Origin of the sequence: Pseudarthrobacter sp. B4EP4b, assembly GCF_006680095.1 — a bacterium.
GTDB lineage: Bacteria > Actinomycetota > Actinomycetes > Actinomycetales > Micrococcaceae > Arthrobacter.
Genome location: NZ_VHIJ01000019.1, coordinates 94,159 through 114,472 on the forward strand (window position 1 = coordinate 94,159; position 20,314 = coordinate 114,472).

The following is a 20,314-nucleotide window of genomic DNA, read 5'->3' on the forward strand; positions in this document are numbered from 1 at the left end:
GCAGTGCCCGCGCCGAACCTTTTAGGCGGGAATCAGGAGTCGCCGCTGCCGGTGAAGCGCATGATCAGTCCCAGGGCGATGATCACGATGCCCCACGTGACGCCGAGGATGATGGTGAACCGGTTCAGGTTGCGCTCTGCCACGCCTGACGAGCTCAAACCAGAGCTCATGCCGCCACCGAACATGTCGGACAGTCCGCCGCCCCGTCCCTTGTGGAGGAGGATCAGCAACGTCAGCAGGAGGCTGGTGATGCCAAGGAGGATCTGCAGAATGACATGAAGAACGTCCACGACGGCCTTTCAGAAAGTTGGAATGACGGGAGTGTGCGCGCCGGGACGGACTAGTCCGTCACCAGGTGACTCTCGAACCTGACAATATTAGCAAACTCGGCCGGATCGAGGCTCGCACCACCCACCAGCAGGCCGTCCACGTCGCGTTCCTTCAGGATGGCGGCGGCGTTGTTGGCCTTGACCGAACCGCCGTACAGCAGACGCGTCTTGGCAGCAGTTGCGGCATCGAACAGGGACTCAAGCTCGGCGCGGATGGCGGAGCACATTTCCTGTGCATCTGCCGGCCCGGCAACTTCGCCCGTTCCGATGGCCCAGACGGGCTCGTAGGCCACCACAAGCTCGGCGGCCTGCTCGGGGCTCAGCCCGGCGACGCCGGCGCGGAGCTGGGCAAGGGTGTGCTCGACGTGCGTGCCTGCCTGTCGGATCTCCAGGCCTTCGCCCACGCAGAGCACGGGAACGAGGCTGTGCTTGAAGGCAGCCTTGACCTTGGCATTGAGGACGTCGTCAGATTCTTTGTGGATGGTCCGCCGCTCACTGTGGCCCACCAGGACGTACTTGCAGCCCAGCTTGTTCAGGAACTGGCCGGAGATGTCGCCGGTGTAGGCACCGGAGTCGAACTGGGAAAGGTCCTGGCCGCCGTAGGCGACATCCAGGTCGTCGCCCTGGACCAGGGTCTGCACGCCGCGGAGATCGGTGAACGGGGGGAAGACGGCAACCTCCACCCGGCTGTAATCGTGCTTGGCATCCGAAAGGGTCCAGGCAAGCTTCTGCAGGAGGGTGATGCCCTGGACGTGGTCCATGTTCATTTTCCAGTTGCCCGCGATGAAGGGCTTGCGGTCAAAAGCGCCGTTCGTTGACGATGTCACGTGTTCTCCAAAAAAGTCAGAATAAGTGTGCGGCCGGCAGGCTGCCGCGGGGGCAACCTGCCGGCCGGAGGACGAAAGAGCAGTGACGCTCTACCGATCCAGGACGCTGAGCCCCGGGAGTTCCTTGCCTTCGAGGTATTCCAGGCTGGCGCCGCCCCCGGTGGAAATGTGGCCGAACTGGTCATCGGCGAACCCGAGGGTGCGGACTGCGGCGGCTGAGTCGCCACCGCCCACAACCGTGAACGCTCCGGTTTCGGTGAGGGCCTGCGCGATGGCGCGGGTACCGGCGGAGAACGCCTCGAATTCGAAGACACCCATGGGGCCGTTCCAGAAGACGGTCTTGGCACCCTTGATCCGGTCGGCGAAAGCGGCTGCCGAGTCGGGTCCGATGTCCAGGCCGATGCCCTGCTCGCCGAAGCTGCTGCCCTCGATGGCGTTGGCGGCAACGGTCTCGTGGGCGGCGTTGGCAGCGAACTTCTCTGCCACCACCACGTCCGTGGGCACCACAAATTCGGTGCCGGCATCCGCTGCCCGCTTCAGGTAGTCCTGGACCACCGGGATCTGGTCTTCTTCGAGGAGGCTGGAGCCAACCTTGTGCCCGGCCGCGGCAAGGAACGTGAACAGCATGCCGCCGCCCACCAGGATGGTGTCTGCCTTGCCGAGCAGGTTGTCGATGACAGCCAGCTTGTCCGAGACCTTGGACCCGCCGAGCACCACCACGTAGGGGCGCTGGGTGTCCGCGGTGAGCTTGCGCAGAACCTCCACCTCGGTGTGCACGAGGTCACCGAGGTAGGACGGCAGCCGGGTGGCGACATCGTAGACGCTGGCGTGCTTGCGGTGCACGGCCCCGAAGGCGTCGTCCACGTAGGCGCCGTTATCGCCCGTCAGGGCCACCAGCTCGTCAGCGAAGGCGCCGCGCTCGGCGTCGTCCTTGCTGGTTTCGCGGGCATCGAAGCGCACGTTCTCCAGGACCAGCACTTCACCGTCCTGGAGGGAGGCGGCAGCTTCCTTGGCGGAGCTGCCCACGGTATCCCCGGCCAGCGTGACCTTGAAGCCGGCCAGTTCGGCCAGGCGGAAGGCCGCAGGCTTGAGGGAGTACTTTTCCTCCGGGGCGCCCTTGGGGCGGCCGAGGTGGGCTGTTACCAGCACGCGGGCACCGGCGTCCGTGAGCTTTCGCAGGACTGGCAGTGAGGCCTTGATCCGGCCGTCGTCAGTCACTGTAGAGCCGTCGAGCGGCACATTCAGGTCACTTCGAACCAGAATGTACCGCCCGCGGACACCTTCAGCGATCAGTTCGTTGAGGGTGTGAGATGTCATGTGTCTAACCCTAGCCCAGCTTGGACGCGACAAGCTCCGTAAGGTCAACGAGCCGGTTGGAGTAGCCCCATTCGTTGTCGTACCAGGAAACAACCTTGACCTGGTTGCCGATCACCTTGGTGAGGCCGGAGTCGAAGATGGACGAGGCGGGGTCGCCGACAATGTCGGAGGAGACGATGGGCTCGTCCGTGTAGGTCAGGAAGCCCTGCAGTTCCTCGGATTCAGCGGCACGCTTGAGGGCGGCGTTGACTTCCTCCACGGTGGTCTCGCGGGAGACGGTGACGGTGAGGTCGGTGGCGGAGCCGGTGGGGACGGGAACGCGGATGGCGTAGCCGTCCAGCTTGCCCTTGAGCTCGGGGAGGACCAGGCCGATGGCCTTGGCTGCACCGGTGGACGTGGGCACCATGTTGACGGCTGCGGCGCGTGCACGGCGCAGGTCCTTGTGCGGGCCGTCCTGCAGGTTCTGGTCTGCGGTGTAGGCGTGGACGGTGGTCATCAGGCCACGCTCGATGCCGAACTCGTCGTTGACCACCTTGGCCAGCGGGCCTAGGCAGTTGGTGGTGCAGGACGCGTTGGAGATGATGTGGTGCGTCGCGTTGTCGTACAGGTTGTGGTTGACACCCATCACGATGGTGATGTCCTCATCCGATGCCGGGGCGGAGATCAGGACCTTCTTGGCGCCGGCGTCGATGTGCTTCTGCGCATCGGCGGCCTTGGTGAAGAAGCCGGTGGATTCGATCACGATGTCCACGCCCAGCTCGCCCCACGGGAGGTTGGCGGGATCGCGCTCTGCCAGGACCTTGACGACGTTGCCGTTGACGACGATGTTGCCGTCCTTGACCTCGATGGTTTCCTTCAGGCGGCCGCCCACGGAGTCGTACTTGAACAGGTGGGCGAGGGCCTCGGGGCTGGTGAGGTCGTTGACTGCAACGATCTCCAGGTCCGCGCCCTGTGCCAGGGCTGCGCGGAAGTAGTTGCGGCCAATACGGCCAAAGCCGTTGATACCAATACGGGTCGTCACTTTTTCAGTCTCCTTGGTGCTTTGAGAAGCACAACTAGTTGAGCGGGCGTTCAAGCCAACTAACAGATCCCGCACGCCATTGGGCAGAGATGATTTACAGACGGAGGGCGACCAGCCTCATTGCTGAAGGCTAACCGCCTTCCGTGACCTATCTTACGTTTAACTGGGTCCGCCCCCGCAAGTGCGGGGGCGGACGGTCCACATTGCGGTTGGTTTAAGTCCGAATGTGAAGTTTGTTACAGGCGCGTGTAGCGCTGATCACTACGGGAGGGTGATGAGTCCCGTGGCGTTGGTGCGTGCAGCCTCGAAGCGCTTGGCGACGTCGGCCCAGTTCACGATGTTCCAGAACGCCTTGACGTAGTCGGCCTTGACGTTGACGTAGTCCAGGTAGAAGGCGTGCTCCCACATGTCCAGCATCAGCAGCGGGATGGTGCCCAGTGCCGTGTTGCCCTGCTGGTCGTACAGCTGCTCGATGACCAGGTTTCCACCGATGGGCTCGTAGGCCAGGAAGCCCCAGCCGGAACCCTGCAGGCCGAGGGCGGCCGCGGAGAACTGGGCACGGAATGCGTCGAAGGAACCGAAAGCGTCATCGATGGCCGCAGCGAGCTCGCCTTCGGGCTTGTCGCCGCCGTCCGGGGAGAGGTTGTTCCAGAAGACGGAGTGGTTGACGTGTCCGCCGGTGTGGAACGCGAGGTCCTTCGAGAGCCGGTTGATGTTCGCGAAGTCGCCCTTCTCGCGGGCTTCGGCCAGCTGGGCCAGGGCGTTGTTGGCGCCGGCCACGTAAGCGGCGTGGTGCTTGCTGTGGTGCAGCTCCATGATCCGCGCAGAAATGTGCGGCTCCAGGGCGGCGTAGTCGTAGCTGAGTTCAGGCAGTACGTACTCGGTCACAAAATCCTCCATCATCGTGGACACTCGGTCCGGTTGGTACATCTCGGATTGTGCATCCGGGCATCTGGCACCCGGAATCTTTTTGATTCTATGGGCCTGTTACTCGTCCAGCATTTCAGGCGTCACATTGGCGTCCGTTCCGGGGATGCCCAGGTCAAGGGCACGTTTGTCCGCCATGGCAAGCAGCCGGCGGATCCTGCCCGCGATGGCGTCCTTGGTCATCACCGGATCCGCCAAGCGGCCCAGTTCGTCGAGGCTGGCCTGCTTATGGGCGACCCGCAGTTCGCCGGCGTACTTCAGGTGCTCGGGGACGTCGTCGCCGAGGATTTCCAGCGCCCTGTCCACGCGCGCGCCGGCGGCCACGGCAGCCTGGGCTGAGCGGCGCAGGTTGGCGTCGTCGAAGTTGGCGAGCCGGTTGGCCGTTGCGCGGACTTCCTTGCGCATCCGGCGTTCCTCCCACACCATCAGGGCGTCGTGGGCGCCCATGCGGGTAAGGAGGGCTGCGATGGTGTCACCGTCCCGGATGACCACGCGGTCCACTCCCCTGACTTCGCGTGCCTTCGCCTGGATGTCCAGCCGGCGGGCCGCGCCCACCAGTGCCAGCGCCGACTCCGGGCCGGGGCAGGTCACCTCCAGCGAAGAGGACCGCCCGGGCTCCGTGAGCGAGCCGTGGGCCAGGAACGCGCCGCGCCACACCGCTTCCGCATCGGCTGCGGAGCCGTTGACGACGGCGGAGGGCAGCCCCCGAACCGGGCGGCCGCGGCCGTCAAGAAGGCCTGTCTGGCGGGCCAGCGCCTCGCCGTCGCGCACAACACGGACCACGTAGCGGCTGGCGCGCCGCAGACCCCCGGCTGAGACAACGATGATTTCGCTTTGGTGTCCGTAGACTTCGGCGATGGCCGCGCGAAGGCGGCGGGCTGTGGAGGCCAGGTCCACTTCGGCTTCGATCACGATCCGGCCGGAGATGATGTGGAGTCCGCCGGCGAAGCGCAGCATGGCTGAGACTTCCGCCTTCCGGACTGATGACTTTTTGATGTCCAGACGGGAAAGTTCTTCCTTGACTGATGCTGTCAGTGCCATGGCACCTTCCTAACTGTTCCCGAAAATGTCGTGGTACGCCGTTGCCAGACGGAGGGGGTCATGGACGGGTCGGCGGCCCGACGCCCCTACTTTACCCAAGACCACCTCGGCTCCGATCATCGCGGCGGCCTTCTCGAACTCCGGCAGGTCGGGAACCGAGGCGGGGTCGGCCAGGACAACATCAATGCTGAAATCGGGAGCGTAGCGCCGCAGGACGTGGAGGTGGTCGGCGGCCGTCATGCCGGAGGTTTCCTTAGTGTCCGTGGCCAGGTTCATGGTCAGGAGGCGTTTGGCCGGGGTGTGGCACAGCGCCTGGCGCATCTCGGGGAGCAGCAGGTGCGGCAGGACCGACGTGTACCAGGAGCCGGGGCCAAGGATCACCCAGTCCGCCAGTTCGATGGCCGAAAGTGCTTCAACGCAGGCGGGGGCCGCTTCGGGCAGCAGCCGCACCGCTTCCAGGGACCCGGCAACGGCGCAGCGCGCCTGGCCGTGGATCGTCTGGAGCTGCGAGGTGCCGTCCGCCGCGGTGACCCGGACGTCGCCTTCGATGGTCAACGGCTCGGTGGACATGGGCAGGACCTGGCCGCGGGCACCGAGCAGCGCCCCCGCCCACCGCAGCCCCGCAACTGCGTCGCCGAGCAGTTCCCACAGGGTGACAATCAGCAGGTTGCCGGTTGCGTGGTCGTCCAGGGAGCCGCCCGGTCCCTTGCCGGGACGGAATCGGTGCTGCATCACGTCCCGCCACGTGCGGCCCCAGTCCGTGTCGTCACACAGGGCGGACAAGGCCATGCGCAGATCCCCGGGCGGGAGGACGCCGTACTCGTCGCGCAGACGCCCGGAAGATCCGCCGTCGTCCGCTACCGTGACGATGGCGGTCAGCTCGCTGGTGAGCAGGCGCAGCGCCGAGAGGGAGGCAGACAGCCCGTGCCCGCCGCCGAGTGCAACAACATTGCGCCCTTTGTCCTGCTGGTTGGCCGCCGTTCCGGCAGGCGGAACCAGCGGCAGGGCCCCGGTGAACAGCGACATTACTCCCGGCCCAGGTCCCGGTGCGTGGTGGTCACGGTGACGCGCGGGAACTGGGCCAGCTTCTTGGACAGTTCGACCGCGACAGCCACCGAGCGGTGTTTGCCGCCGGTGCAGCCCACGGCGATGGTGGCGTAATGCTTGTTCTCGCGGCGGTAGCCGTCCAGGACCGGTTCCAGCGCCATCACGTAGCGGTCGACAAAGTTCTTGACACCTTCGGCTTCGAGGACGTAGTCGCTGACGTCCTTGTCCAGGCCGGTGTGCGGGCGGAGCTGGGGCACCCAGTGCGGGTTGGGAATGAACCTGACGTCCGCCACATAGTTGGCGTCGACGGGCAGCCCGTACTTGAAGCCGAAGCTCATGATGTTCAGCCGCAGGGCCACGGGGCCGGTCTCGCTGAAGAGCTCGGTGATGGCGGTGGCCAGGCCGTGGACGTTGTAGCCCGACGTGTCCAGCACGACGTCGGAGCTGTCGCGGAGTTCCTGCAGCAGCTCCCGTTCGGCAGCGATGCCGTCGAGGATCCGGCCGCCGCCCTGGAGCGGATGGGGCCGGCGGCCCTGCTCGAAGCGGCGGACCAGCACGTTGTCGCTGGCGTCGAGGAACAGGACGCGGAAGGTGACCCCGCTGGCCGCCAGTGCTCCCAGCGCCGCGCGGATGTCTGCGAAAAGACCCTTGCTGCGGACGTCGATGACCACGGCCAGCCGCGGGATGGACTGCGGGGCGTGCGAGACGAGTTCGGCGAGCGTGCCCAGCATCTGGGGCGGCAGGTTTTCCACGACATACCAGCCGTGGTCCTCCAGCGCGTCAGCAGCCGTGCTCCGCCCCGCTCCGGACATCCCGGTGACCACCAGCAGTTCCGCTTCGAGCGGCTTGACGGGCTGCATCCCGTCTTCGCCTGCTCCGGATTCCGCCGTTGTGTCTGCCATTAAGTCCGCCCCGTTTCTTCAGTTGCCTGGTGGGGACGGCCCGCGTTGTCCCGCACCCCTCCCCAACCCTAGCTAAGAATCGGTGGAGTCCGCCAAGTTTCCGCAGACGCGGCCGGATTTTGGTTGATCCTCTTGAGTTTTGCGCATTCCGGCGTGCCGGTGTCCTCCGTCAGCCTTCGAGGACTTCACCGGTGGTCATGTTGATGGCCGGCACCGGCGACGCTTCCGGTCCGCTCCCCGAGAAGTGGTTCACGATGGCGCTGGCCAGGGCAGGACCGATGCCCTTCGCTTCCGACAGTTCGGCCGCCGACGCTGCCTTGACGCCTTTGACCGAGCCGAAGTGCGCGAGGAGGGCCTTGCGTTTGGAGGCGCCCAGTCCCGGCACGCCGTCCAGCGCGGAAACCGTCATGGCCTTTCCACGCTTTTGCCGGTGGAAGGAAATGGCGAACCGGTGGGCCTCGTCGCGGATCCGCTGCAGCAGGTACAACCCCTGGGACGTCCGGGGCAGGATCACCGGAAAGTCGCTGTCCGGCAGCCAGACTTCCTCCAGCCGTTTGGCCAGGCCCACCACGTACACGTCATCAATGCCGAGGTCTTCGAGTGCGCGTGCCGCTGCATTGACCTGGGGCTTGCCGCCGTCCACCACCACGAGGTTGGGCGGATAGGCGAACTTGGCCCGGGGCGCCGGCGTGGTGGTGTCCAGCAGGGCGCTGTCCTCCCGCACGGCTGCCAGGCCTGGTTCTGCCTTGGCCCGTTCTGTCTGGCCGGATTCTGCCTGGACCAGGTCCGCCCCTGCAGCGTCTGCCTCGTCAGTTGCCTCGCCCGCGTTGAGGACCGATTCGTCCACCTGCGCCGACTTGTCCTTCAGGTAGTGCCGGAACCGCCGGGTCAGGACGTCATGCATGGCTGCGGTGTCATCGGACGCCGCGGCCCCGGTGATGGAAAACTTCCGGTAGTCGGACTTCTTGGGCAGCCCGTCCTCCACCACCACCATGGAGGCCACCACGTTGGTGCCCTGCACGTGCGAAACGTCAAAGCATTCGATGCGCAGCAGCGGCACGGGCAGGTCCAGGGCCTCCTGGAGTTCCTGCAGCGCCTGGGACCTGACGGTGAGGTCACCGGCGCGGCGGGTCTTGTGGAGCTTGAGGGCATGTTCGGCGTTTTCACGGACAGTGGACATCAGCGCGGCTTTGTCCCCGCGTTGCGGCACCCGGATGTCCACCTTGGCGCCGCGCATTCCGCTGAGCCATACCGTGAGCTCCGCCTCATTGCTGGGCGCTACTGGCACCAGCACTTCCCGTGGCAGCCTCCCATGGCTCTGGTCCTCATCGCCGTACACCTGCTGCAGGAGGTGCTCCACCAGGTCAGGAGTGGTGGAATCCTCCACCTTCTCCACCACCCAGCCACGCTGGCCGCGGATCCGGCCGCCCCGGACATGGAATACCTGGACGGCAGCTTCCAGTTCGTCCTCGTGGAGGGCAAAGACATCGGCGTCGGTGTCTTCGGCGAGGACCACCGCGTTGCGTTCGAAGACCTTGCGAAGTGCGGTGATGTCATCACGCAGCCGTGCCGCCCGCTCGTAGTTCAGCTCGGACACGGCTTCGGCCATCTGCTTTTCCAGTTTGCTGATAAAGCGTTTGGCTTCGCCGCCCATAAAGGCGCAGAAATCCTCCGCGAGGGCCCGGTGGTCATCGGGCGAAATCCTGCTGACGCAGGGCGCGGCGCACTTGTCGATGTAGCCCAGCAGGCAGGGCCGGCCGCTGGCCTCGGCGCGCTTGAACACGCCGGCACTGCAGCTGCGGACCGGAAAGACGCGGAGGAGGGTGTCCATGGTTTCCCGGATGGCCCCCGCGGTGTACGGGCCGAAGTAGCGCGTGCCCTTTTTCTTATCTCCGCGCATCACCTGCACCCGCGGATACTTTTCGCCCATAGTCACGGCAAGGTAGGGGTAGGTCTTGTCGTCCCGGAAGACAACGTTGAACCGGGGCTTGAATTCCTTGATCCACGTATATTCGAGCTGCAGCGACTCCAGCTCGCTGCCCACCACTGTCCACTCCACGCTGCTCGCCGCATGGACCATGGCATAGGTCTTGGGCAGGAGCCCGGCGGGGTTGGCGAAGTACGAGTTCAACCGGGACCGGAGGCTTTTGGCCTTGCCCACGTAGATGACCCGTCCGTTCGGGTCACGGAACCGGTACACCCCCGGATTGGTCGGGATTTCGCCCGTCTGGGGCCGGTAACTTGCTGGATTTGCCACCTATCCAGTCTACTGAGGCGCACAGGGTGCAATGGTCCTCAGGGACGGGAGGATCTGCGGGCCAGCACCTCCGGAGGCCCGCTACTCGGCGATTTTGCTTTGGTTGTAGCTGCCGGAGCGTTCCTGGCCGCTGAGTTCGGCGATGGCGTCCATGATGCGGTCCGTGACTTCCCTCCGGGCAGGAAGCGAATGGTCCGGTCCGGTCTTGTCGAAGTACAGGGGCTCCCCCACCTTCATGGTGAAGTGCTGCGGCCTGACCCCCTTCTCACCGGCGCGCTGCAAGTTTTCAGTCCCGATCAGGCCTACCGGGATCACAGGGGCTCCGGTGGTCAGTGCCAGCCAGCCCACGCCGGTGCGGCCGCGGTAAAGGATGCCGTCCCGGGATCGGGTGCCTTCGGGGTAGATTCCGATTCCCCGGCCGGACTCGAGGATGTCCATCAGGGTTTTGAGCGCCTGGACGCTGGCGGCCTGTTCACCGCGCTCCACCGGGATTGAACCCACGGATTCGAAGAAGGCCTTCATGACCTTGCCTTTGACGCCGCCGGTGGTGAAGTACTCGGCTTTGGCGAAGAATGCCACGGGACGGGGCATCAGCGCCTGGACGATGACGCTGTCAAAGAACGACAGGTGGTTGGGTGCCACGATGAAGGGCCCGTCGGCGGGCACGTTCTCGATGCCGACGACGGTGGGCCGGCAGGTGCCGGCAATCAGGCTCCGCGTGGTCCAGCGGACTGCTTCAAACATTTCCATCGTTGGTCACCTCGCTCATGGCGGCCGCGTGGACGGACTCAAGACGGTCGATGGTGGTCACCAGCTCGTCCGCGGTGGCCACCACTGCAACGGCTCCGGCATTTTCCAGTTCGTTGTCCGGGGCAAAACCCCAGGCCACGCCGATGCAGTCCAGGCCGTTGGCAACGGCACCCGCAACATCCTGTGCCCGGTCCCCCACCATCAAGGCATGCTGCGTGCCAAGGTCCTTCAGCGCGGCGGCGATGATCCCGGTCTTGCCGACCGGAACCCCGTCAACTGCGGACTCGTCGTCCGCTGAGCCGTGGATGGCCTGGAAAAGTCCATCGATTCCGTGGTGCTCCAAGACCGTTCGGGCCAGGCCCTGGGGTTTCTGTGTGGCAACGGCCACCGGCCGGCCCGCCGCCGCAAATGACTCGAGGACTTCGCGGATACCCGGGTACAGGCGGCTCTGGCCGATACCGGTGGCCACGTAGTACTCGCGGTAGCGGCGGATCACTTCGTCGAGCAGATCCGCCGGGACCTTGGCCACGTTCAGCAGCGAGTCGCTCAGCTTCGGGCCGATCATCGCTTCGAGCAGGTCCTGGCCGGGAACCGGAAGCCCCAGCGCCTGAAGGGCTGAAGCAATTCCATCGGTTATTCCGCCGGCCGGATCGACAAGAGTGCCGTCCAGGTCAAAGATCACGGGCACTGTTGTTTGAGTCACCGGGTTAGTTTCTCATGACAGCACTGATGCCTGAAACTCGCATTCCCGACACGGAATATTTCCGCTGCCAGGGTGGCTGCCTACGGCAGGATCTCTGCGAGGAAGGCCGCCGTGTGGCTGGTGGTTGACTTTGAGATCTGCTCCGGCGTGCCGGCTGCAACAATCTGGCCGCCGCCCGAACCGCCGTCCGGCCCGAGATCCACAATCCAGTCGGCACTCTTGATGACATCCAGGTTGTGCTCGATGGTGATCACGGTGTTGCCCTTGTCCACCAGGCCCTGCAGCACCATCAGCAGCTTGCGGATGTCCTCGAAGTGCAGGCCCGTGGTGGGCTCATCCAGGACGTAGACGCTGCGGCCGTTGGACCGCTTTTGCAGTTCGGCGGCCAGTTTGACGCGCTGGGCCTCGCCGCCGGACAACGTGGTGGCGGGCTGGCCCAGCCGGACATACCCAAGTCCCACGTCCACGAGGGTGTTCAGGTGGCGGGCGATCGGAGAGAACGCCGCAAAGAACTCGGCGCCCTCCTCGATGGGCATGTTCAGGACATCCGCGATGGTTTTGCCCTTGTAGTGGACTTCCAGCGTTTCGCGGTTGTAGCGCGCTCCGTGGCACACCTCGCAGGGCACGTAAACGTCCGGCAGGAAGTTCATTTCGATCTTCAGCGTGCCGTCACCGGAACATGCCTCGCACCGCCCGCCCTTGACGTTAAAGGAGAAGCGTCCGGGAAGGTATCCGCGGACCTTCGCTTCGGTGGTTTCCGCGAAGAGCTTGCGGATGTTGTCAAAGACGCCGGTGTAGGTGGCCGGGTTTGAGCGCGGAGTACGGCCGATGGGGCTCTGGTCAACGTGCACCACCTTGTCCAGGTGTTCCAGGCCCTGGACCGTTTTGTGCCGGCCGGCAACCTGCTTGGCGCCATTGAGCTTGTTGGCCAGCACCTTGTAGAGGATTTCGTTGACCAGGGTGGACTTCCCTGACCCGCTGACGCCGGTGACGGCGGTGAAGAGACCGAGCGGGAAGGCGGCGTCGACGTTCACGAGGTTGTTTTCCCGGGCGCCGATGACCTTCAGTTCACGTTTCTTGTCGTATTTCCGGCGTTTCTTGGGGACCTCGATCTTCTTGCGTCCGGACAGGTAATCCCCGGTCAGTGAAGCGGTGTTCTCGAGCAGCTCTTTGTAGGACCCGGAGTGGACCACCTGGCCGCCGTGTTCGCCGGCGCCTGGTCCGATGTCCACCACCCAGTCGGCCACGTGGATGGTGTCTTCGTCGTGTTCCACCACAATGAGTGTGTTGCCCATATCGCGCAGCCTGGTCAGGGTGTCGATCAGGCGGCGGTTGTCCCGCTGGTGCAGTCCGATGGACGGTTCATCCAGCACGTACAGGACACCTACCAGCCCGGAACCGATCTGGGTGGCCAGCCGGATACGCTGTGCTTCGCCGCCGGACAGCGTGGCGGACGGCCGCTCGAGGTTCAGGTATTCCAGCCCGACGTCCAGGAGGAAGGTCAGCCGCGCCTGGATCTCCTTCAGCACCTGGTGCGCGATCTGCGCTTCGCGGCCCGTGAGCACCAGGTTGTTCAGGAAGTCGGCACAGTCCCGCATGGGGAGGGCGGCGACGTCGGCAATTGACTTCCCGTTGATGAGCACCGACAGGGAGGCCGGGTTGAGGCGGGCGCCGTTGCAGGCAGGGCAGGGGATCTGCCGCATGTACTCTTCGTAGCGGTCGCGGGCCCACTCGGAGTCCGTCTCGCCGTGCTTGCGGTGGACGTATTGGATGGCACCTTCGAAGCCGGTGCTGTATTTCCGTTCGCGGCCGAACCGGTTCTTGTACTGCACCACCACTTTGTGGTCCTTGCCGTGCAGCACTGTCTGCCGGACATCACTGCCCAGCTTTTCCCACGGCGTATCCATGGAGAACCCGAGTTCCTTCGCCAGGCCTTCGAGGAGCCGGTTCCAGTATTCGGTGGTGGCCGTGCCCAGGGACCAGGGAGCGATGGCGCCCTCCGACAGCGAAAGCTCGGGGTTGGGGACGATCAGTTCCTCATCCACCTCAAGCTTGGTGCCAATGCCGCTGCAGGCCGCGCAGGCGCCGAAGGGGTTGTTGAAGGAAAAGGACCTGGGCTCGATTTCGTCGATGGCCAACGGATGTTCGTTGGGGCACGCCAGGTTCTCGGAGAAGGCCCGGAGCCGGTGGGGATCGTCGGCTTCCAGGTCCACGAATTCGGCGAGGACCCTGCCCTCGGCCAGGCCCAGGGCTGTTTCGATGGAGTCGGTGAGCCGCTGGCTGATACCCTCCTTGACCACCAGCCGGTCCACCACCACCTCGATGGTGTGCTTGAACTGCTTTCCCAGCTTGGGTGGATCGTTGAGCTGGACCAGGTTGCCGTCCACCCGGGCACGGGAGTAGCCCTTGGCGGTGAGTTCCTTGAAGAGGTCAACAAACTCCCCCTTCCGGCCGCGCACCACGGGGGCCAGGACCTGGAAACGGGTGCCCTCGTCCAGTTCCAGCAACTGGTCCACAATCTGCTGCGGCGTCTGCTTGGCTACCGGCTCACCGCAGACAGGGCAGTGCGGCCGGCCTACGCGGGCCCACAGCAGGCGCATGTAGTCGTAGATCTCGGTGATGGTTCCCACTGTGGAGCGGGGGTTCTTGCTGGTGGACTTCTGGTCGATGGAGACGGCCGGGGAGAGTCCCTCGATGAAGTCGACATCCGGCTTGTCCACCTGCCCCAGGAACTGGCGGGCGTACGCGGAGAGCGATTCCACGTAGCGGCGCTGGCCTTCGGCGAAGATGGTGTCGAAGGCGAGGGATGATTTGCCGGAGCCGGACAGCCCGGTGAAGACGATCATGGCGTCGCGCGGCAGGTCCAGGTCAACGTTGCGCAGGTTGTGCTCCCGCGCCCCCTTCACCACAAGGCGGGACAGGTCCGGACGCTTGGGCGCTGCGGATGGGGCGAGCGAAACTTCAACGGATTGGAGGTCAGATTCTTCAGCTACGGCTTTAGGCACCCACTAATGCTAATCGAAAACTTCTTCGAACACCCACGCGGTGATCCTCACGTGCCGTCGTAGGCTGCAGCGAGCAGCTGCACGGCTTCCGCAAAGGAGGCGCCTTGGGCTTTCGCGGCTGCAGCATACGTGGCAGCCGCGGCCGACAGGCCGCCGAGCCGTTCGTCCCTGGCGCACACAACGGTGCCGTTCCTCCCCCGGGTGGCCACGACGCCGGCCGCCTCCAGTTCCTTATACGCCCTCGCCACCGTATGGGGTGCCACATCGAGCTGCTCCGCCAGCGCCCTGACCGCAGGCAGCCGGGTTCCGGGCGGCAGCTTCCCGCCGTCGGCCAGATGGATCACCTGGAGCCGCAGCTGCTCGAACAGCGGCACCGAACTGGCTGCATTCGGCTTCCACGTCCCCGGGAAGCCCGCGGCTGTCAAAGTCCGGCCTCGAGCGCGCTGCTGCGTCCCGCCTGCAGGGCGAACTGTGCGTTGTAGAGGCGTGTGTAGTAGCTGTTCGCAACGAGCAGCTCCTGGTGGGTGCCTTGCTCGACGATCCGTCCGTGGTCCATGACCAGAATTAGATCAGCGTCCCGCACTGTGGACAAACGGTGGGCTATCACGAAGCTGGTGCGGCCACGGCGCAGCCGGTTCATCGCCTGGCGGATCAGCAACTCCGTCCGGGAGTCCACCGAACTTGTTGCCTCATCGAGGATTTGGATGGAACGGCCCGCCAGCTGTGCCCGGGCGATGGTGATCAGCTGCCGCTGGCCCTGGCTGAGCCCGTCACCGCCGTTTTCCAGGACGGTGTCATACCCCTGAGGCAGCGACCTGACGAAGCGGTCCACATAGCTGGCCTCGGCGGCGGCCAGGATGTCCGCCTCCGTAGCCCCAGGCCTGCCGTAGGCGAGGTTTTCCCGGATGGTCCCGGCAAAGAGCCACGCATCCTGGAGTACCACGCCGAAACGCTCCCGCAGGCGGTCTCGGGGAACAGCGGCGATATCCGTTCCGTCGATGGTGATCCGACCGGAATCCGGTTCACAAAAACGCAGGAGGAGGTTGATCACGGTGCTTTTGCCCGCCCCCGTGTGCCCAACAATCGCTACCGTCCGGCCCGGGTCCACGCTGAAGGACAGATTACGCACCGCCGGTGCTGCTCCGGGGTACCCGAACGTCACATTGTCAAAGACGATGCGGCCTTCATGATCCCGGACATCTGGAGCAACAGGCGCACCTGCGGCCGGGGACGGCGCGTCCCGCGGCTCCTCGGAGGTATCGAGCAGGGCGAAGACCCGGGCTGCGGAAGCAGCGCAGGATTGCATGAGGTTGAGCATTCCGCCTATCTGGCCAACGGGCTGGGTGAAGAGCCTGCTGAACTGGATAAAAGCCTGGATGCCGCCGATGGTCATGGCACCGGCGATCACCTGGAGGGCACCCACCACCGCAACAGCGATGTAGCTGAGGTTGGACATCAAGGCCATCAGGGGCTGAACAACCCCCGCCGAATACTGCGCCCGGGTAGCTGCCCGGGCCAGCCGTTCATTGCTCCGGGCCACCACGTCTGCCGCCTGCGCCTGCCGCCCGAAGGCTTTGATGACCTCATGGCCCGTAATAAATTCCTCCATGTGCGCATTCAGCTGGCCCGTTTCCATCCATTGCTTCTCGAACTGGGCCTGGGATTTCCGGGCCACTTGCACAGTGATCAGGGCGGACAGCGGTACGGTGGCGATCGCAATGGCGGCCAGCAGTGGCGAGATCCACAGCATCATGGCCAGCGAGCCGCACAGCATCAGGACGGACATGATGAGCTGGGTGAGGAGCTGGTTCAAGGCCTGGGTGATGTTGTCGATGTCGTTGGTGGCGCGGCTGAGGACATCGCCCCTGGACCGCTCCCCGAAGTAAGTGGCCGGGAGCCGATGCAGTTTTCCCTCCACCGCCTCCCGGAGTCCATACATCAAGCCCTGTACCGAGCGGGCGGAGAGTGCCCCCTGGATCCAGTTGAACAGCGAGGCGCCGACATACATAAGTGCCACGGTTCCCAGGATGAGCGCCAGCGCCTCCTGGTCCAGGTTCGCTTGGAGTACGCCGTCCACTACAAGGTCGGTGGCGTCGCCCAGGTATTTCGGAGCAGCCACGTTCAGCCCGGCGAATGCGCAGGTGGCAGCCACAGCGCCCAGCATGTGGCGCCGGAAAGGCCGGAGCAGCCGCAGGAGCCTGCGGGCGGTGGGCCAGAACCTCACCGCCGGTGCCCCGGCTTCCGCAGTCACTGCCGGCCATCCAGGGCAAGCTGAGACTCCGCTATTTCCCGGTACGTTTCGGATGTCTCCAGCAACTCCTGGTGCGTTCCCTGCGCTACCACCCGCCCGCCGTCGAGCACCAGGATGAGCCCGGCGCCTTCCACAGCGGAAATCCTTTCCGCTACAACAATCACTGTGGCCGATGCCAACGTTGACTGGAGTGCCTGCCTGAGCCGGGTATCGGTGTCGTAGTCCAGTGCTGAGAAGCTGTCATCGAACAGGTACAGCGGAGCTTTGCGCAGGAGCGCACGGGCAATGCACAACCGCTGCCTCTGGCCGCCGGAAAGGTTGGTGCCGCCCTGGCCCAACGGAGTTGCAAGCCCCAGCGGCAGGTCCCGCATAAAACGCATGGTCTGGGCGGTCTCCAGGACTTCCCAGAGTTCCGCGTCCGTGGCGTCCGGTTTCGCCATTCGAAGGTTGTCGCCGATAGTGCCCGTGAAGAGGTGGGACCGCTGTGGAACAACCGCCATGGATTCCCGCAGGCTGTCCAGCGGCACCGCCTTGATGTCCACCCCGCCCAGGCTGATGCGTCCCGCAGTGGAATCAAGGAAGCGCGGAATGAGGTTGAGGAGGGTGGACTTTCCGCTGCCGGTTGAACCCACGATTGCCGTGATGGTGCCCGGACGGGCGGTAAAGCTGATGTCGGTCAGGACGGGAGCCTCGGCTCCCGGGTAGGAGAAGCCAACGTGGCTGAACTCCAGTGTGGCCGGCCGCAGCGGGTCCGTCGACATCGGAAGTGGCTGCGGGGAAAGGGACTCGGGGTTCCTTGGTTGGCGTACTGATGGCTCCGTATCCAGGACCGCACTGATCCGCTCGGCACTGACAGATGCGCGGGGGGCAGTCATGAGGACGTACATGGACATCATGATGGCGAGCAGGATCTGCAGGATGTAGGCGATGAAGGCCGTCAGGGCGCCGATGTTCATCTCGCCCGCCTGGATTCTGTGCCCGCCGAACCACACCACGGCCACTGAAGAGATGTTCACCACGAGCATGACCAGCGGGAGCATGCCTGCAACCAGCAGCGCAGATGAAAGGTTGTTGGCGGTGAGGTTGCTGTTGACCCGGGCGAAGCGCCGGATTTCATGGTCCTGCCGGACAAAGGAGCGGATCACGGCGGCGCCGATGATCTGCTCCCGAAGGATGCCGCCCGCGCGGTCCAGCAGTTCCTGGCCGTCGCGGTACAGCGGGATCAGCCGCCGGACAATGAGATACATGATCAGCAGGAGCAGGGGCACGATAACGATCACCACTGATGACAACGCCACATCCTGTTGCAGCGCCATGGCCACTCCGCCCACCCCCATCGCCGGCCCGGCCACCAGCATGGTGAACACCAGTACAGCGAAGGCCTGGATCTGCTGGGTGTCGTTGGTGGCGCGGGTAGTCAGGCTCTGGGTTCCGAAGACGGCAACATCCTGGGAGGACAGCGACTGGATTTTGGCAAAAATCTCGCCTCGGAGCTGTTGGCCCATCTTCATGGCGACAAGAGCAGCCAGGTAGCCGGCTGCTATGGCCGCCGCCGCCTGCAGGACGGCGATCACCGCCATCACCATTCCCAGGCGCGAAATGACTGCGGTGTTGCCTGCCACGATGCCGTCGTCGACGATTGCCGCATTCACTGTTGGCAGCAGGAGGTTGGCTGCGGCCTGGACCAGTTGCAGGAGAACGATAGCCGCGATCCGGGCTTTATACCCGTCCAGCAGCCGCCTCATCAGAGCGATCAGCACCACGCCTCCACGGTGATCGGGATGCCTGCCAGGGCGGCTGGCGGCCACCCCAATTCAGCCAACCCCGCAATTGTAAGGCATATCACTTACTTTCTTTGTCATGCCACGTGACTACCCTGTGGAGAACGTCCAGCGAATGGACTTTCACCCGCTATACCTTGCGCCCTACCGCGAAGATCCGGCGGAACGGAAACACTGTGCCGTGGACACCAGGCGGATACGCTTCGCGCAGCAGTGCGGCGTATTCTGCTTCGAATTCTGCCCCGTCTTCGGGTGGCAGGACTGCCAGGACCGGTCGAAGCGCGGTGCCCCGCACCCACTCCAGCACAGGATCCGGGCCCGCAAGCACCTGCTGGTAGGTGGTCTCCCACGCATCGGCCGTGAACCCGGCGTCGAGCAGGATCCCCAGGTACTCCGCAGGCTCTGCCACGGACTCGCCTCCCCGCAGCACTCCCCGCAGCTTTGGTTCCCAGCGGGGTGAGCCGGCCAGCCCGCGCATCAATGCATGTGAAGGGGCGTTGAAGTTGCCTGGAACCTGCATGGCAAACCAGGAACCCGGATGAAGGGCGGCCAGCCACTTCCGCATCATGTCCTGGTGGCCGGCTACCCATTGCAGGGCAGCGTTGCTCACCACCACGTCCGCTTGGTCCGATGGAATCCAGTCGGCGATATCCATCAGCTCAAAGCGCAGGGACGGCGTGCTGTTCGCAACCGCCGCGGCTTTGGCCAGCATCTCGGCCGAGGAGTCCAGGCCTACGACGTCGGCCGCGGGCCAGCGCTCGGCGAGGGTGGCGGTGAGGTTTCCCGGTCCGCATCCCAGATCCACCACCTGCACCGGCCGGTCTGCGTGGACCCTGCCGGTCAGGTCAAAGAATGGGCGGTCCCGGTAGTCGCCGAACTGCACGTACTTTGCCGGATCCCATCTCATGCTTTCCTCCACTTTCGGGTGCCGCAGGTACCGGGAAGCCTAACCCGATCGGGACGGATTTACGGGCGCGCCGGGGCACTAAGCTGGAAAACAATGAAACTCGTTGACCAGCTGCCCGAAGTCTCCGCCCGGGACCTGCCCGGGTCCGCCGCCGATCCTGATTCCCTGTACTCCCTGTTCCTGGAATGGACGCAGAGCCGGGGGCTGGACCTCTACCCCGCGCAGGACGAGGCCATTATGGAGCTGGCTACAGGCGCGAACGTAATCCTTGCTACCCCAACAGGCTCCGGAAAGTCGCTGGTGGCCATCGCCGCACACTTCCAGGCGATGGCCCAGGGCAGGCGCAGCTACTACACCGCGCCCATCAAGGCGCTTGTCTCGGAAAAGTTCTTTGCGCTGTGCGAGATTTTCGGGGCCGAAAACGTGGGAATGATTACCGGCGATTCGGGTGTCAACCAGGACGCGCCCATCATCTGCTGCACTGCCGAGATCCTGGCCAACACCGCCCTCCGGGAAGGCGCGGCCGCGGAACTGGGATCCGTGGTCATGGACGAGTTCCACTTCTACTCGGACCCGCAGCGCGGCTGGGCCTGGCAGGTACCCCTGCTGGAGCTCCCCCAGGCCCAGTTCCTCCTGATGTCCGCCACGCTGGGCGACGTCAGCCGGTTCGAAAAAGGCCTGACGGACCTGACCGGGCGTCCCACCACCACGGTGAGCTCGGCGGAACGGCCCATTCCGCTGCATTACTACTACCACGAGACTCCCGTGCACGAGACGCTGGAAGAGCTGCTCTCCACCCGGCAGGTTCCCGTTTACGTAGTGCACTTCAGCCAGATCGAGGCGATAGACCGCGCACAGACGCTGATGAGCATCAACGTGTGCACGCGCGAAGAGAAGGACAAAATCGCTGAGCTGATCGCCAACTTCCGCTTCGCCGCCGGTTTCGGCAAGACCCTCAACCGGCTGGTCCGCCATGGGATTGGCGTGCACCACGCCGGAATGCTTCCCAAGTACCGCCGCCTGGTGGAGCAGCTGGCCCAGGCCGGACTGCTGAAAGTCATCTGCGGCACGGACACCCTGGGCGTGGGCATTAATGTGCCCATCCGCACCGTGGTCCTGACCGCCCTGAGCAAGTACGACGGCGTCCGCACCCGGCTGCTGAACCCCCGTGAGTTCCACCAGATCGCCGGCCGGGCCGGGCGGGCGGGCTACGACACCGCTGGCACCGTGGTAGTGCAGGCTCCCGAAC

The 20,314-nt window shown here is 64.9% G+C and carries 17 protein-coding genes; 1 reads left to right on the plus strand and 16 read right to left on the minus strand.

Annotation, left to right across the window (positions count from 1 at the left end):
- Positions 1-32: 32 nt before the first annotated feature.
- The 16 genes from secG to FNL14_RS07520 form a co-directional block, all read right to left on the minus strand.
- On the minus strand, positions 33-290 hold the full coding sequence (secG, locus tag FNL14_RS07445) for a preprotein translocase subunit SecG (protein ID WP_050055341.1): 258 nt from the start codon (positions 288-290) through the stop codon (positions 33-35).
- Positions 291-340: 50 nt separating this feature from the next.
- Positions 341-1,156, minus strand: coding sequence for a triose-phosphate isomerase (tpiA, locus tag FNL14_RS07450; protein ID WP_142058925.1), 816 nt, complete (start codon positions 1,154-1,156; stop codon positions 341-343).
- A 90-nt stretch (positions 1,157-1,246) separates the two neighbouring features.
- A complete protein-coding gene (gene pgk, locus FNL14_RS07455; protein WP_142058927.1) occupies positions 1,247-2,473 on the minus strand; it encodes a phosphoglycerate kinase in 1,227 nt (408 codons plus the stop codon).
- Between the two features lie 10 nt (positions 2,474-2,483).
- Positions 2,484-3,494, minus strand: a complete 1,011-nt coding sequence (gap, locus tag FNL14_RS07460) for a type I glyceraldehyde-3-phosphate dehydrogenase (RefSeq protein WP_050055344.1) — start codon at positions 3,492-3,494, stop codon at positions 2,484-2,486.
- Between the two features lie 261 nt (positions 3,495-3,755).
- Positions 3,756-4,382: a superoxide dismutase gene (locus FNL14_RS07465; RefSeq protein WP_091418932.1), complete on the minus strand. Its 627-nt coding sequence runs from the start codon at positions 4,380-4,382 to the stop codon at positions 3,756-3,758.
- Between the two features lie 99 nt (positions 4,383-4,481).
- Positions 4,482-5,462 carry a DNA-binding protein WhiA gene (gene whiA, locus FNL14_RS07470; protein ID WP_050055346.1) on the minus strand — a complete coding sequence of 327 codons (981 nt, stop codon included), beginning with the start codon at positions 5,460-5,462 and terminating at the stop codon, positions 4,482-4,484.
- Between the two features lie 9 nt (positions 5,463-5,471).
- Complete coding sequence (gene yvcK / locus FNL14_RS07475; RefSeq protein WP_091418772.1) at positions 5,472-6,488, minus strand: uridine diphosphate-N-acetylglucosamine-binding protein YvcK; 1,017 nt, start codon at positions 6,486-6,488, stop codon at positions 5,472-5,474.
- Positions 6,488-7,411: an RNase adapter RapZ gene (gene rapZ, locus FNL14_RS07480; protein WP_050055348.1), complete on the minus strand. Its 924-nt coding sequence runs from the start codon at positions 7,409-7,411 to the stop codon at positions 6,488-6,490. Before rapZ ends, yvcK begins: the two co-directional genes overlap by 1 nt.
- A gap of 169 nt (positions 7,412-7,580) precedes the next feature.
- On the minus strand, positions 7,581-9,668 hold the full coding sequence (gene uvrC / locus FNL14_RS07485) for an excinuclease ABC subunit UvrC (protein WP_142058929.1): 2,088 nt from the start codon (positions 9,666-9,668) through the stop codon (positions 7,581-7,583).
- Between the two features lie 81 nt (positions 9,669-9,749).
- Positions 9,750-10,418 carry a 1-acyl-sn-glycerol-3-phosphate acyltransferase gene (locus tag FNL14_RS07490; protein ID WP_091418769.1) on the minus strand — a complete coding sequence of 223 codons (669 nt, stop codon included), beginning with the start codon at positions 10,416-10,418 and terminating at the stop codon, positions 9,750-9,752.
- Positions 10,405-11,121 (minus strand): HAD hydrolase-like protein, encoded by a 717-nt coding sequence (locus FNL14_RS07495; RefSeq protein ID WP_142058931.1) that lies wholly within the window; start codon positions 11,119-11,121, stop codon positions 10,405-10,407. Before FNL14_RS07495 ends, FNL14_RS07490 begins: the two co-directional genes overlap by 14 nt.
- Positions 11,122-11,201: 80 nt before the next feature.
- Entirely contained in the window at positions 11,202-14,126 is a 2,925-nt protein-coding gene (uvrA, locus tag FNL14_RS07500; protein ID WP_091418767.1) for an excinuclease ABC subunit UvrA, read from the minus strand.
- A 47-nt stretch (positions 14,127-14,173) separates the two neighbouring features.
- Positions 14,174-14,551, minus strand: coding sequence for a GntR family transcriptional regulator (locus tag FNL14_RS07505; protein WP_091418766.1), 378 nt, complete (start codon positions 14,549-14,551; stop codon positions 14,174-14,176).
- Positions 14,548-16,290 (minus strand): ABC transporter ATP-binding protein, encoded by a 1,743-nt coding sequence (locus FNL14_RS07510; RefSeq protein ID WP_370455815.1) that lies wholly within the window; start codon positions 16,288-16,290, stop codon positions 14,548-14,550. Before FNL14_RS07510 ends, FNL14_RS07505 begins: the two co-directional genes overlap by 4 nt.
- An 83-nt stretch (positions 16,291-16,373) precedes the next feature.
- A complete protein-coding gene (locus FNL14_RS07515; protein ID WP_181762564.1) occupies positions 16,374-18,122 on the minus strand; it encodes an ABC transporter ATP-binding protein in 1,749 nt (582 codons plus the stop codon).
- A gap of 166 nt (positions 18,123-18,288) precedes the next feature.
- The gene (locus FNL14_RS07520; protein WP_142058933.1) at positions 18,289-19,065 is read right to left on the minus strand and encodes a trans-aconitate 2-methyltransferase; all 777 of its coding nucleotides are present in this window, start codon (positions 19,063-19,065) and stop codon (positions 18,289-18,291) included.
- Positions 19,066-19,158: 93 nt separating this feature from the next.
- On the opposite strand from FNL14_RS07520, the gene FNL14_RS07525 reads away from it, so the two are divergent.
- On the plus strand, positions 19,159-20,314 hold a 1,156-nt coding region (locus FNL14_RS07525), incomplete at its 3' end, for an RNA helicase (RefSeq protein WP_142058935.1).